We start from the raw sequence: 13,072 nt of genomic DNA on the forward strand, positions 1-13,072 counted from the left end.
TGGCCGCCGTGCTGCGCCCTGGCGAGCGCCCGTCGGACAGCGCACGGTCTGGGCTGGTTCGTTCGGCTCCGCTCGGAGAAGGTCGCGTCGGCGTGGCTTGGCGTATCGGCGGGAAGGGCCCGGCGTGCGCGTGGCCGGACGGCTTCAAGCTGGACCGTGGCGGCGCACCGCCGTGGGCCGCGGCCCGGCGGCAACGGCCGCAGGTGAGACTCGCGGTGGGCCGGCAAGCCGAATGCCGAACCCAACGGGGGTCACCAAGCGGCGATCTCGGCGCCCTCCAGCAGCTCGGCCAGCGTGTCCAGCGCCGGGCGCCACGAGTGTTGCGGTGGGGTGGCGTAGCCGAGGATCAGGCCGGCGCGGGGGTCGGCGCCGTGCCAGTAGCCGGAGGTGTGGAGGCCCAGCAGGCGGACGCCGGAGTGGAGGCCGGCGTCGACGAGGCGTTTCTCCTCGTGCCGGGAGGCCAGGGGGAGCAGGGCGTGGAGGCCGGCGGGGACGCCGTCGAGGGGGACGTCGGTGAGGGTGGCGAGGCGGGTGGCCAGCTCGGCGCGCCGTTTCTGGTAGGTGGCGCGGGCGCGGCGGACGTGGCGGTCGTAGTCGCCGCGCTGGAGGAGGTCGGCGAGGGCGAGCTGGTCCGGGGCGCCGACGGACGCGCCGGTGGCGGCCAGCGCGTCGAGGACCGGGAGGCGCAGCCGCGGCGGCAGCACGAGCCAGCCGAGGCGCAGGCCGGGCGCCAGGGACTTGCTGGTGCTGCCCGCGAAGACCACGCGTGACGGGTCCAGGGCCTGCAGCGCGCCCACGGGATGTTTGTCGTAGCGGAACTCGCCGTCGTAGTCGTCCTCGATGACGAAGCCGTCGCGGGCGCGGGCCCAGTCGAGGAAGGCCGTGCGCAGATCGGGGCTCAGCACGACGCCACGCGGGTGCTGGTGGGCCGGCGTGAGCAGCACCGCGCGGACGTCCGGGTCCAGCCCGGCGGGGTCCGCGCCACAAGGACCCACCCGAAGCGGTGCGGTGGCCAGCCCGGCGCCGTGGATGAGGCGCCGGTGGTGGACGAGGCCGGGGTCCTCCGTGCCGATCACCGACATCCCCGACTCCCGCATTGCCCGCGCCAGCAAGGCGAGGCCGTGGGTGAAGCCGGTCGTGATCACGACGGCCTCGGCCTCGGCGCGGACACCGCGCGTCCGTGACACATACGTGGCAACGGCTTCGCGCAGCAGCCGTGAGCCCGCCGGGTCGCCGTAATCCAAAGTGGACGGTCCGGCCGCTGCCAGCGTGCGTTTCACGCTGGCCGACCACAACGTGTGCGGGAACAGGCTCAGGTCCGGCCGCCCCGGCCGCAGGTCGAGCAGGCGCGGCTCCACCTCCGGCACCGGCTTCGCCGGGGGGAGCCGGGTTTCGGCGACGCGCGTGCCCGACCCGGTCGTGCTCACCAGCCAGCCCTCGGCCACCAGCTGCGCGTACGCCTCGACGACGGTGCCGCGCGCGATGCCGAGGTCGTCGGCCAAGCTGCGGGTGCCCGGCAGGCGCGTGCCGGCGGGCAGCCGCCCGGACGTCACCGCCTCCCGTAGCGCGGACTCGATCGAACGGGCCCGCGGTTCGCCGCCGGCTTCGAGGTGCAGGTCGATCCCGAGCGAGCTCACCCCGCGACCGCCGCGGCCAGCCGGGTGAGCTTCGCCGGGTTCACGACGAAACAGACCTGGTCGATGCCCCGCGGCGACGCCTCCACCCAGCACGCCGCGAGCGGTTCGCCGGCGCGGGTGACGAGCACGACGTGCTGCCCGTTCGCCGCAACTACGGAGGTCTCGACTTGCTGTCCGTGGATCCCGACCGTCCGCGCCAGGTACTGCGCCACGCGTTCGCGGCCGGACACCGGCTTGCGGGCGGCCGTCGCCACGCCGCCGCCGTCGGAATAGGCCACCGCGTGCTCGGCCAGCAGGCTCCGCAGGCCTTCGAGATCACCCCGCTGCGCGGCCGCGAGGAACGCCCGCAGCAACCGGTCGCGCTCGGCCGCGCTCACGCGCGCACCGCGTTCGCGGATCACGTGGGCCCGCGCCCGGTGGCCCAGCTGCCGCGCGTGCTGCTCGCTGAGGTCGAGGAACCCGGCGATGTCGCGGTACGGGTAGTCGAAGGCCTCCTTCAGCACGTACACCGCGCGCTCCTGCGGCGTCAGCCGTTCGAGCAGCACCAGCACCGCCAGCTCGAGTGCCTCGCCGCGCTCCACCGTGACGTCGGCGCCGTCGGCGGTGGGGATCGGCTCGGGCAGCCACGGGCCGACGTAGAGCTCGCGGCGCGCCCGGGCCGAGGTCGCCGCGGTCAGTGCCAGGCGGCTCGCGGTGGTGACGAGGAACGCCTCGGCGTTGCGCACCACGCCGCGATCCGTGCCCTGCCAGCGGATCCACGTGTCCTGCACCACGTCCTCCGCGTCGGCGGCCGTTCCCAGCAGCCGATAGGCGAGGCCGAACAGGCGCGGGCGCAGTGCTTCGAACGCCGCCACCGCGTCGGTCAGGCCACCACCGGCCACTTCGGTCACTTCAAAGCTCCTTGTGCGCTGCAGGGGATTCCGATGGTGGCAGGTGCGCTCCCGTGCCCGCAACCGGAACCTTGACTTCCGGGGTCCAGATTGTCTAGGGTGGCGGCCGTGCGGATGAACCAGGGTGTCGAGTGGTCCGTCCACGTCCTGCTGTCGCTCGCGTGGCTCGACGACGACGAACCGGTGTCCACCGCGTCCCTCGCGGCCAGCTACGAGCTTCCCGTCGCGTACCTGAACAAGCAGCTGCAGGCCCTCGTGCGCGCGGGGCTGCTGCGTTCGCTGCCGGGCGCGCGCGGCGGGTTCGTGCTCGCGCGCCGGCCCGAGGACATCACGCTGATGGACGTGGTCGCCGCCATCGAGGGGCGGGAGTTCGCGTTCCAGTGCACCGAGATCCGGCAGCACGGGATGGGCCAGGAGGCGCCGCAGAGCGCGTTCCGCCGCAAGTGCGCCGTCGACTCGGCCATGCAGCACGCCGAGCTTCAGTGGCGCAAAGCGCTGGCGGCCAAGACGATCGCCGACATCCGGGCCGAAGCCGACAGCCACGCTCCCTCGGCCGCCCGGCTGGCCCGCAAGGCCTACGGACGCAGCTGACGAGAACGGCCTGCCGCCTCCGAGCCGGAGACAGCAGGCCGGGAGGACAACAGGCCGAGCAGACGGTCAGGCCAAGCGGCGCGCCTTCGGGTGCCGCAGGTGGTCGCGCTCGCGGATCTCGTCGTCGTCGAGGAACGTGAGCATCGGCACGTCGGGCGCGCAGACCATGCAGACCACGAACTTGCTCTCGATGTCCCCACGCAGGTTGCCGGCCTGGTAGTGCACGACCTCGCCGCCCGGCTCCCAGAACGCCTCGCCGGCCTTGATCGGGTACGGCTCCTCGCCTTCGAGTTCGAAGAGGATCTCGCCCTCGATCACGTAGCCGAACACGGGACCGGAATGCCGGTGCGGCCCGCTGCCCGGGTCGCCCGGCGGGATCGAGACGGTGCCGACCATGAAGTGCGCGCCCTCCGGGACGAACGGCGGGGTGCGCGTGAGCAGGTTGTCGTAGGTGCTGCGTGAGCCGGGTGAAAGAATCATACGGCGAGGTTAGGTCCGCGTCCGCGCGCGTGACCGGTCCGCTCGAGGGCCGTTTTCCTGTACCGGTCGGACCCGCGCCACCGGCACTGTCGCGATCGGACGGTGGCCACCGGGGACCACCGTCCGATCGCGACGGTCAGAACGGCCAGCCGGCGTCGCGCCCGGCCTCCAGCAGCGGGATCATGCGGAAGGCCTGGTCGGTCAGGCCGCCGAACGTGTGCCGGTTGCGGCCACCGCTGGACGAGTGGCCACGCCGGTACCCGGCGAGGTTCCACGTGTACAGCGGGGTGGCCGCGGGCACGGACATCCCGACGTCACCTTGTGCGGCCTGCTCGTCGGTGAGGATCACGACGCGGTCGTGGCCGCGCTCGTGCTTCCCGACGGCCAGCTGCGTGTCGGTGCCGTGGCCGAGGAAGTAGCCGTCGGCGGTCCAGCGGTCCACCGACTTCAGCAGCGACTCCTGCGGCCGCAGCGGGAACTCGCGGGTGTCGTCGGAGAACGACACGACGTCGGCCTTCTCGCACCGCTGCCCGAGCGCGAGCCCGAACACCGCGGCCGCGTCCCACCGCTTCAGCGTGCCGTCCTTGGAGAACCGCGAAGTCATCGACCACGAGGTGTCCACCAGGATCAGCGTGCGGCCGGGCAGCACCGGGACGTGGGCGAGCGAGTGCGTGATCGCCTGTTCCAGCGCCCACGCCCACCGCAGCGACGGTGCCGCCCGGTAGGCCGACAGAAACCGCATCGGCAGCTGCCGCGACCGCGCCACCTGCTCCGGGTCGGCGAGCCGCGTGGCGACGGCCCGCGCCACCTCGTCGGAAACCCCGGCCTGGTCGAAGTTGCGCAGGTTGCGCAGCAGCGCCATGTAGCCCATCGACGGGATCATCGACTCCCACGCGGCCGCGGTGAGCGGTCCCTGGAGCCACCCGGCGAGCGACTCCCACGTCATCCCGGCGCGCCGCAGCGTCTCGGCTGCCGTGGCCGACTCGACCAGCTCGCGCCGCCGTTCGACCGGCCACGCCGTCAGCTCCCGGTGCGCGCCGAGAGTCCCCAGCGCGGCGGGGATCTCGCGGTCGGCGTGGAACCGGACGTCGAGGACGTGCTCGAACAGCGCGTCCTGCCGGCCGGTACGCGGGCCGGGGTGCGTCAGCCCGAGGACGTCGGCGAACCGGAACCCGCGCGCGTCGGAGTCCCACTTGAGGTAGGAGCTTTCGGTGTAGAGGCGCTGGGCGGCGTCGGCGATCCCGCGCTTCACCGGCTTGGGCACGGTGCGGCCGTGGACGCTGGTCCAGTAGGCCAGCAGTTCACCGGGCTCGTCGGCCCGCTGGAGCACGCTGTTCACGACCTGGCGCGACAGCCCGTCGAGGCCGGCCTCACGCCGGGCCGCCGCGAACTCGGCCGCGCCGACCAGCGCCGCGGTCCGCAGGTTCGCGTCCCGGCGCAGCCACGCGAGGAAGCGCACCGTCCACTCGGGATCGGCCAGCGTCGCGGCGCGCACGAGCTCGGCGTACCGGGTGTCGCGCTGCTCGGCGTTCTCGTAGAAGGTGTGCTCGCCGACCATGTTGGTCACGGCGAGCAGGAACAGCTCGCTCTGGGCGTCGCGCGCGTAGCCGGCCCCGCCTTCGTGGGTGCGCCCGCTCGCGACGGCCTCGCTGGAGATCGGCGAGCGGGCCGCCCGCAGGGCGCCGAGGATGTTGAACTTGGCCATGGGTCGACCCCCTCTGTTTGTGTGCTCGGTCATGAGAAGGGAGCAACGGTTTCAGGTGTGCCCGAGAAAAAGTCGGCCACGGTACGTTTAGCTGCTCTGGCCGGATTGAGCTACACCCCGACGAGTCGGGGTGACGGGATTTGAACCCGCAACCTGCCCGTTGAAAGCGGAAGTAACCGTCACCTGCGCACCGGGCACACTCGAACCTTGACGGTTACTGTAGCCGCGCGGATCCGGTGGTGTCGCGGGGTTTTTCCGGCACCGGGTTCAGGGTTCGATCACCAGCCGCGAGATCAGGCCGTGGTCGAGCGTGAAGCGGAAGTGCAGATCGACCGCACCGCCGGGGAAGTTTCCTTCGAGGTGGTGCGTGGCGACGACGTGGTTCTCGTCGATCTGCTCGCCGGCGATCAGCGTGCTGGTGTAGGTGTACTCGCTCGCGGCGCCCTCGAGCCAGCCGCGGATTTCGGCTGCGCCGTGGTAGGTGTGGCCGTCGTCGGCGACGGTGGCCTCGGGCGTGAAGTGCGGCAGCGCGCGGTCGGCGTCGCGGGTTTCGTGCGCGGCGAGATAGTCGGTGACGGCCTGCGGCAGTGCGGTGGTCATGGGGCTCTCCTGCGGTCGGATCGGGATGACCCCACCACCGTCGGCCCTCTCCCGGGGAGAGAGTCAAACCCGGGTTGACCCTCTCCCCGGGAGAGGGTGCACAGTGGCGGGATGCGGCCAGGCCTGACGATCGGCGAGTTCGCCCAGCTCACGCGCTTGAGCGTGCGCACGCTGCGCCGGTATCACGAGGCGGGGCTGCTGGCGCCCGCGTCGGTCGACGACGCCACGGGCTACCGCTACTACGCCCGCGAGCAGATCCCCAACGCGCAGGTGATCCACCGGCTGCGCGAGCTCGACGTGCCGCTGGCCGAGGTGAAACACATCCTGGCCACGAGCGATCCGCGAACGCGCGCCGACCTCATCGCCGGGCACCTGCAGCGGCTGGAGGACCGGCTGGACCGCACCCGCGCCGCGGTCACGTCGTTGCGGCAGCTGCTCAAGCCCGACGTCGAGGAGCTGGCGGTCGAGCTGCGCTCGGTGCCCGCGCGGACGGTCGCGGCGATCGAGGCCACTGTGGACCTCGACGACGTGCTGGATTGGTACGACGCGGCGATGTCCGAACTGGACGCCGCCGTCGCCGGGCGCGAGGGCTTCACACCTGCGGGCGGGCTGTACGACAACGAGCTGTTCACCGCCGGCCGCGGCACGGCCCTGGTCTACCGGCCGGTGCCCGACGCGCCCACGGTCGGTCGCGTCGCGCCGTGCACCCTCGCGGCCACGGACCTCGCCGTGACGGTGCACGCCGGCGACCACGACGACATCGACGTCACCTACGGCCGGCTCGGCGACTGGGTGGTGGCCCACGCGCTCGCGGTGGCCGGTCCCGTGCACGAGACCTACCTGTGCGGCCCGCGTGACGACCCGGACCCGCGGACGTGGCGCACGGAGATCGGCTGGCCCGTGTTCCGGGTCTCGCCGGCCTGAGACCGCGCGCGCCCTGCGCCGGGTGGAAGGCCGTTTCGGGGACGCGAGCAGGTGTGCGGCGCGTTCGACGAGCTGCCGCCCGACGTGCTGCCGGACCGGCCGACCGGGACATCGACGACCCCGCGGAGACCGAGCTGACGCTCACCGAGGGCATGAACACCGATCTGCTCCACCGAGTCGGCCACGCCGACCTCGTCCGCCGCTCCGATGAAGCGGCGGCGCCGACCGTGCGCTGGTGGCCGCCGAGCGCGGGATGCAGCGGTCTCCGCCCGGCGTCCGGCCGACGTACGATACGGCGGCTCGCACGCGGACTCCTCCGCGCGCCCGGCCCGAGGAGTCGCCGTTGTCGGCCGTACCGTCCGCCCCCGCGTCGTCCACCTGGGCGCCTCTGCGCCGGCACGTGTTCCGCGCGCTGTGGTTCGCGCAGCTGGGCTCGAACGTCGGCAGCTGGATGCAGTCGGTCGGTGCGCAGTGGACGGTCGTGCACCAGCCCAACGCGGCCACGCTGACGTCGATCGTGCAAGCCGCGAGCCTGCTCCCCGTGCTGTTCGTGTCGTTGCCCGCGGGTGTGCTGGCCGACGTGCTCGACCGGCGGCGGATCATCGCGGTGCTCACGGCGGTGATGGTCGTGATCACGGGCATCCTGGCGGTGCTGAGCAGCCAGGACCTCGTGACTCCGGCGACGCTGATCACGATCACGCTGCTGCTCGGCGTGTGCCAGGCGCTGATGAGCCCGGCCTGGCAGGCGATCCAGCCCGAGCTGGTGCCGCGCGAGGAGCTGCCGTCGGCCGCCGCGCTGGGCAGCCTCAACGTCAACATCGCCCGCGCGATCGGGCCCGCGCTGGCCGGGTTCGTGCTGGCGCTGACCGGCCCGGCGGTGGTGTTCGGCATCAACGCGGTGTCGGACCTGCTGATCCTGGTCGCGGTGCTGATGTGGCGGCGCACGGCCACCGAGTCGGCCGGCCCGGCGGAGCCGCTGGTGCCCGCCTTGCGAGCGGGAATCCGGTATGTGCGGTACGCGCCCGGTGTCCGCCGGATCCTGGTGCGTGCTTCGGTGTTCGTGCTGCCCGCGTCGGCGTTGTGGGGGCTGCTGCCGGTCGTGGCCGCGGACCGGCTCGGTCTCGGTTCCGGCGGCTACGGCGTGCTGCTCGGCGCCCTCGGCCTCGGCGCGGTGGGCGGCGCCGTGCTGATGCGGCCGATGCGCGCGCGGTTCGGCCGCAACACGCTGCTGGGCGCCGCCACCATCGCGTACGCGGTCGGGGTGTTCGCCGCGGCGCTGCTGCCGAACGCGGTGGTGGTCGCGGTCCTGCTCGTCCTGGGCGGCGCCGGCTGGCTGGCCGGTCTGTCCACTTTGAACACCACGCTGCAGCTCGCCCTGCCCGCCTGGGTCCGCGCGAGGGCCCTGGCGGTGTACCTGATGATCTTCCTGGGCGGCCAGGGCATCGGCGCGCTGATCTGGGGCCTGGTCGCCGCCGGCCTGGGCGCCGCGACGACGCTCGCCGTCTCCGGTGTGCTGCTGGTGCTGGGCGCGGCGTCGCTGTTCGTGCTCCCCATCCACGCGCGCACGGGCGAGCTGGACCGCACGATCGTCGCGCCCTGGCCGGAACCGGAGATCGCCGTGCTCACCGGCGAGGAGGAAACCCTCGACCCCGCGGCGGGACCGGTGCTGGTCGAGGTCGCCTACCACGTCCCGGCCGAGAGCTCGGCCGAGTTCCTGGCCCTGCTCACCCGCGTCGGCGTCTCACGCCAGCGCACGGGCGCCCGCCGGTGGAGCGCCTACCGCGACCTGAGCGTGCCCGACCGCTACGTCGAGGTGTTCGAGGTCGCGACCTGGGCCGAGCACCTGCGCCAGCACCACGAACGCATCACCGGTGAGGACGCCGGGCTGTACCGGGAAGTGGCGGGGTTCTCGGTGGAACCCCCACAGACCCGGCACCTGCTGGCGAACTGACCCCGGCTAGATCACGATGTTGCAGTAGAGCCGGTGTTCCTCGGCCGCCGCGCCCCGGGCCAGGACGGCGAGTTCCTTCAGGAACGCGACGATGGGCTCGACCTCGCCGCCTTCGTTCCGGGCGACGAAGGCGACGGCCGCGTCGTGCAGTGCCGCGTCGCCGGCGGTGGCCAGCGAGTCGCGGAAGGCGTCGGCCAGGGACACCACGAAGACCTCGGGCTCTTCGTCACCCTCCTGCTTGATCTCCGGGCAGTGGTGCGGATCCGCCTCGACCTCGGCGATCGTGCGGCCGGTCAGGGCCGCCTCGATCGGCAGGAGGTCGAAGACCGGATCCGCACCCTTGACGACGAGCTCCGGGTAACCCGCGCGCTTGGCCGTGTCGCCGTCCACGAACAATCGCGCCGCCGTGGCGTCGTCAACGGCCACGAAGTAGTCGTACAGCATGCCCAGAGGCTAGCGGGCTCACCAGGTGGCTCAGGCCGCGCTCTCGTCCGGGTCCCAGGGGCCGATGACCGGGCCCGCCGAGCCGAAGCCGTCGCCGAACACGACCGGCCGGCGTGGTGTGGTGTCGTGGTGGAGCTGGAAGACGTCGAAGCGGTTGTAGGCGCCGACGATGTCGTGCATCTGCTTCGGCTGGATGCAGCGAGCCAGGTCGATCTCGGCGTAGACGATGCCTTCGGCGTCGATGAGGGGCTCGACGACGGGGTTGCCGTCGGGGCCGAAGATGCCCGAGAGGGCGCTGTTCGGGCGGCGCATGAGCTCGGCGATGCCCGGGTCGTCGCCGGCGGCGATCTCGATCATCTCGTCGGTGATGGTGGAGCAGGCGACCACGGAGAACAGCTTGCCCTCGAAGGCGTGGGCGGCGCTGCGGACGGCGATGGCCTGGGCCATGTCGTAGTCGGCGGGCGCGACGGGCAGGGAGATGTAGCTGGCGACGTGGACCAGTTCCCCTTGCGCCAGCAGGGAGAACCGCGCGAGCGTGTTGGTGTTCTCGCCGCACGCCAGCGCGCCGAGCGGGCCGACGGCGGAGTCGAGCACGCGCACGGTGCTGCCGTCGCCGCCGCCCCACGTGAGCTTCTCGGCCCACGTCGGCACGAGCTTGCGGTGGACGTTGAGGACCGAGCCGTCGGGGCCGATGGTGACGACGCTGTTGTAGATCAGCCCGAGGCTGTGGCGGCTGCGCTCGTTGACGCCGATGACCACCGTGGTCTTCGTGGCCGCGGCGGCCGCGCGCAGGGCGTCGAGGTGCGGGCCGGGGATGTCGATGGCACAGCGGTAGAGGCGCTCGTACCACGGCGAGCCCTGCACCGGGTTCATCGTCCAGTTCCAATACGGGTAGCCGGGCACGAAGACCTCGGGGAACGCGATGAGCGACGCGCCGTGCGAAGCGGCCTCGGTGATGAGCGAGACGGCCTTGGCGACCGTCGCGGCGGTGTCGAGGTACACGGGCGCGGCCTGCACGGCGGCGGCAGTGAAACGGGGGAAGTCTTCCACGGCTCAGACGCTCCTGTTCGGGGTTCCTGCGGGTACGGGGGTCCAGCGCGAACGGGCCGGCGAGGGTTCGCCCGTGCGCAGGGTGAGCAACGGGCGGGCGCGGCCGCCGCTGGGTGGTTTGGCCTCGCCGCCGGCCTGGATGGGCGGCCAGTACGCGCCCGGCCCGGAGTAGCCGAGCTCGGCGGCCGCGTGCAGTGCCCACGACGGGTCGTGCAGCTGCGCCCGGCCGACGCCGACGAGGTCCGCGCGGCCGGCGAGCACGATCGAGTTCGCGTCGTCGCAGGTGGAGATGCCGCCGACGGCGATGGTCGGCACGCCGACGTCGGCGCGGATGCGTTCGGCGAACGGCGTCTGGTAGCTGCGGCCGTACGCCGGCTGTTCGTGCGCGACGACCTCGCCGCTGGACACGTCGATCGCGTCCACCCCGCGTTCGGCCAGCGCGGCGGCGATGCGCACGCTGTCCTCGATCGTCGTGCCGCCCTCGGCCCAGTCGACGGCCGAGAGCCGCACGAGCAGCGGTTTGTAGTGCGGCCAGACGGCGCGCACCGCGGAGACGACGGCGAGCGGGAACCGCAGCCGGTTCTCCAGGCTTCCGCCGTAGCCGTCGGTGCGGCGGTTCGTGAGCGGTGACAGGAACGTCGAGAGCAGGAACCCGTGCCCGGCCTGCACTTCGAGGACGTCGAAGCCCGCCTCGTCGGCCCGGCGGGCGGCCGCGGCGAAGTCCTCGATCAACGCCGGGAGCTCGGTTTCGGCGAGCTCGTGCGGCACGGGGAGGTCGCCGTACGCCAGCGCCGAGGGCGCGACGGTCCGCCAGCCGTTGGCGGGCAGCGCCGGGCCCAGCGCAGCCGCGTCGGGCACCGTCGTGGAGCCCTTGCGCCCGGAGTGGCTGAGCTGCACGCCGATCAGCGCGCCGCTGTGCGCGTGCACCGCGCTGGTGATGCGGCGCCACGCCGTGGCCTGCTCGTCGGTGTACAGGCCGGGGCACGCGGGGGTCACGCGCCCGTGCGCGGTCACGGCGGTCATCCCGGCGAGCACCAGCCCGGCGCCGCCCAGGGCTTTGCCCGAAAGGTGCAGCAGCTCCGCCTCGCCGGGAACGCCGTCGACCGCGCTGTACGTCGCGATCGGCGCGGCGACGATGCGGTTGCGCAGGTGCCGGCCTGCCAGGACCAGCGGCTGGAACAGCGGCGGCGTGCCGTCGTCGCGGCCGCCCGGGGTGTGGGTGCTGAACCAGCCGTCGACCGAGCGGATGTAGGCGGCATCGCGCAGGCGCAGGTTGTCGTAGGTGACGCGGCGGCTGCGCGTGAGCAGGTTGAACGCGAACTGCGGCGGCTCCTGGCCCACCACGTGGCCGACCGTCTCGAACCACTCCAGGCTCGCCTGCGCCGCGCGCTGCGTGGACTCGACGACGGGCCGGCGTTCGGTCTCGTAGTGCTCCAGCGCCGCGGCGAGATCGCCGGTCTCCAGCGCGGCGGCGAGCGCCAGCGCGTCCTCCATGGCCAGCTTGGTGCCCGAGCCGATGGAGAAGTGCGCGGTGTGGGCGGCGTCGCCGAGCAGCACGACGTTGCCGTGGCGCCACGTTTTGTTGCGCACGGTGGTGAAGCGCAGCCACTTCGAGTTGTTCGTGAGCAGTTCCGCGTCGCCGAGGAAGCCGCGCAGCAGCTCGCGGCAGCGTTCGACGCTCGCCGTGTCGCTGACGCCCGGGCCGAAGGTGGCTTCGGTGAACCCGGCGCGGCGCCAGGTGTCGTCGTTCATCTCCACGATGAACGTGCTGCGGTCCGTGCTGAACGGGTACGCGTGCACCTGCACCGGGCCGAACTCGGTCTCCTCGACCAGGAACGTGAACGCCTCCAGCACGCGATCGGTGGCCAGCCACATGTAGTGACACCGGCGCACGTCGAGCGAGGGGCGGAACACCTGCTCGAAGCGTGTGCGGATGGCGGAGTTCACGCCGTCGGCCGCGATCACGAGGTCGTACTCGGCCGCGAGCCGCTCGACGTCGGGCGCCTCGGTGCGGAACCGGACGTCGACGCCGAGGTCGTGGCAGCGGCGCTGGAGGATCTCCAGCAAGCGTTTGCGCGCGATGGCGGCGAAGCCGTGGCCGCTCGAAGTCTGCGTGGTGCCGCGGTAGTGCACGTCGATGTCGCTCCACCGGGCGAACTCCCGCTCCATCGAGGAGAACACGGCGGGGTCGGCGTTGGTGATGCCTTCGAGCGTCTCGTCGGAGAAGACGACGCCGAAGCCGAACGTGTCGTCGGCGGCGTTGCGTTCCCAGACGGTGACCTCGCGGCTCGGGTCGAGCTGCTTGGCGAGCGCGGCGAAGTAGAGCCCGCCGGGCCCGCCGCCCACGATGGCGATCCGCATCACGCCGGCACCTCCTTCGTGAGCGCGGTCCGCACCGCTTCGGGCCACGGCGTGGCCGCCGGTGCGTCGGGTTCGGCGTGGACGACGACGACGGATCCGTCGGCCGCGACGCCGTTCGGGCCGTGGACCTCGAAGGCGAACGTGAGCGACGTGCGCCCGAGCTGCGCGACGCGGAACGTGACGCGCACCGGGTCGCCGAACCACAGCCGGCCGCGGTAGTTCACCTCGTGGCGCACGCGTGGTGTGCGGCCGAACAGCCACGCGAGGTCCTTGCCCCGCAACAGGTCTGCTTCGGCCTCTTCGGCCCAGCGCAGGACCACGGAGTTGTGCTGGTGGCCCGACGCATCGGTGTCGTGCCATTCGACCCGTCGCTCGATCGTGGTCTCGAGACCGGCGAGCGGGGGAGAACCCGCGGAAGGGGATGTCGGCATGAGTTTTC

The 13,072-nt window shown here is 72.7% G+C and carries 12 protein-coding genes; 3 read left to right on the forward strand and 9 right to left on the reverse strand.

All coding sequences use genetic code 11. From position 1 onward, the window contains the following. Positions 1 to 251 precede the first annotated feature (251 nt). Both ACFY1H_RS32950 and ACFY1H_RS32955 read right to left on the reverse strand, forming a co-directional pair. The gene (locus ACFY1H_RS32950) at positions 252 to 1,637 is read right to left on the reverse strand and encodes a PLP-dependent aminotransferase family protein (protein WP_366584933.1); all 1,386 of its coding nucleotides are present in this window, start codon (positions 1,635 to 1,637) and stop codon (positions 252 to 254) included. Then, positions 1,634 to 2,527: a sigma factor gene (locus tag ACFY1H_RS32955; protein ID WP_386952972.1), complete on the reverse strand. Its 894-nt coding sequence runs from the start codon at positions 2,525 to 2,527 to the stop codon at positions 1,634 to 1,636. Before ACFY1H_RS32955 ends, ACFY1H_RS32950 begins: the two co-directional genes overlap by 4 nt. A gap of 114 nt (positions 2,528 to 2,641) precedes the next feature. Here ACFY1H_RS32955 and ACFY1H_RS32960 point away from each other — a divergent pair, with 114 nt between their 5' ends. After that, complete coding sequence (locus ACFY1H_RS32960) at positions 2,642 to 3,118, forward strand: Rrf2 family transcriptional regulator (RefSeq protein WP_366585100.1); 477 nt, start codon at positions 2,642 to 2,644, stop codon at positions 3,116 to 3,118. A gap of 66 nt (positions 3,119 to 3,184) precedes the next feature. Here the strand turns inward: ACFY1H_RS32960 and ACFY1H_RS32965 are convergent, their stop codons facing one another. The 3 genes from ACFY1H_RS32965 to ACFY1H_RS32975 form a co-directional block, all read right to left on the reverse strand. Next, positions 3,185 to 3,598 carry a cupin domain-containing protein gene (locus ACFY1H_RS32965; protein WP_386952975.1) on the reverse strand — a complete coding sequence of 138 codons (414 nt, stop codon included), beginning with the start codon at positions 3,596 to 3,598 and terminating at the stop codon, positions 3,185 to 3,187. Positions 3,599 to 3,734: 136 nt separating this feature from the next. Further along, a complete protein-coding gene (locus ACFY1H_RS32970; RefSeq protein ID WP_386952978.1) occupies positions 3,735 to 5,303 on the reverse strand; it encodes a TROVE domain-containing protein in 1,569 nt (522 codons plus the stop codon). Between the two features lie 267 nt (positions 5,304 to 5,570). Continuing rightward, positions 5,571 to 5,903 (reverse strand): nuclear transport factor 2 family protein, encoded by a 333-nt coding sequence (locus tag ACFY1H_RS32975; RefSeq protein ID WP_366584941.1) that lies wholly within the window; start codon positions 5,901 to 5,903, stop codon positions 5,571 to 5,573. A 111-nt stretch (positions 5,904 to 6,014) separates the two neighbouring features. On the opposite strand from ACFY1H_RS32975, the gene ACFY1H_RS32980 reads away from it, so the two are divergent. Next, entirely contained in the window at positions 6,015 to 6,827 is an 813-nt protein-coding gene (locus tag ACFY1H_RS32980; protein ID WP_386952981.1) for a MerR family transcriptional regulator, read from the forward strand. A gap of 343 nt (positions 6,828 to 7,170) precedes the next feature. Then, a complete protein-coding gene (locus ACFY1H_RS32985) occupies positions 7,171 to 8,778 on the forward strand; it encodes an MFS transporter (protein WP_386952984.1) in 1,608 nt (535 codons plus the stop codon). Between the two features lie 6 nt (positions 8,779 to 8,784). On the opposite strand, the gene ACFY1H_RS32990 is transcribed toward ACFY1H_RS32985, so the two are convergent. From ACFY1H_RS32990 to ACFY1H_RS33005, 4 genes are read right to left on the reverse strand one after another with little or no spacing between them, the layout of a single operon-like run. Next, entirely contained in the window at positions 8,785 to 9,222 is a 438-nt protein-coding gene (locus ACFY1H_RS32990) for a hypothetical protein (protein ID WP_366584947.1), read from the reverse strand. 30 nt (positions 9,223 to 9,252) lie between these two features. Then, a complete protein-coding gene (locus tag ACFY1H_RS32995; protein ID WP_366584949.1) occupies positions 9,253 to 10,272 on the reverse strand; it encodes a carbon-nitrogen hydrolase family protein in 1,020 nt (339 codons plus the stop codon). A gap of 3 nt (positions 10,273 to 10,275) precedes the next feature. Then, positions 10,276 to 12,633, reverse strand: a complete 2,358-nt coding sequence (locus tag ACFY1H_RS33000) for an FAD-dependent monooxygenase (RefSeq protein WP_386952987.1) — start codon at positions 12,631 to 12,633, stop codon at positions 10,276 to 10,278. Next, the gene (locus ACFY1H_RS33005; RefSeq protein ID WP_366584953.1) at positions 12,633 to 13,064 is read right to left on the reverse strand and encodes a thioesterase family protein; all 432 of its coding nucleotides are present in this window, start codon (positions 13,062 to 13,064) and stop codon (positions 12,633 to 12,635) included. Before ACFY1H_RS33005 ends, ACFY1H_RS33000 begins: the two co-directional genes overlap by 1 nt. Positions 13,065 to 13,072: the final 8 nt, after the last annotated feature.

Source organism: Amycolatopsis sp. NPDC001319 (assembly GCF_042896185.1).
Classification (GTDB): domain Bacteria; phylum Actinomycetota; class Actinomycetes; order Mycobacteriales; family Pseudonocardiaceae; genus Amycolatopsis.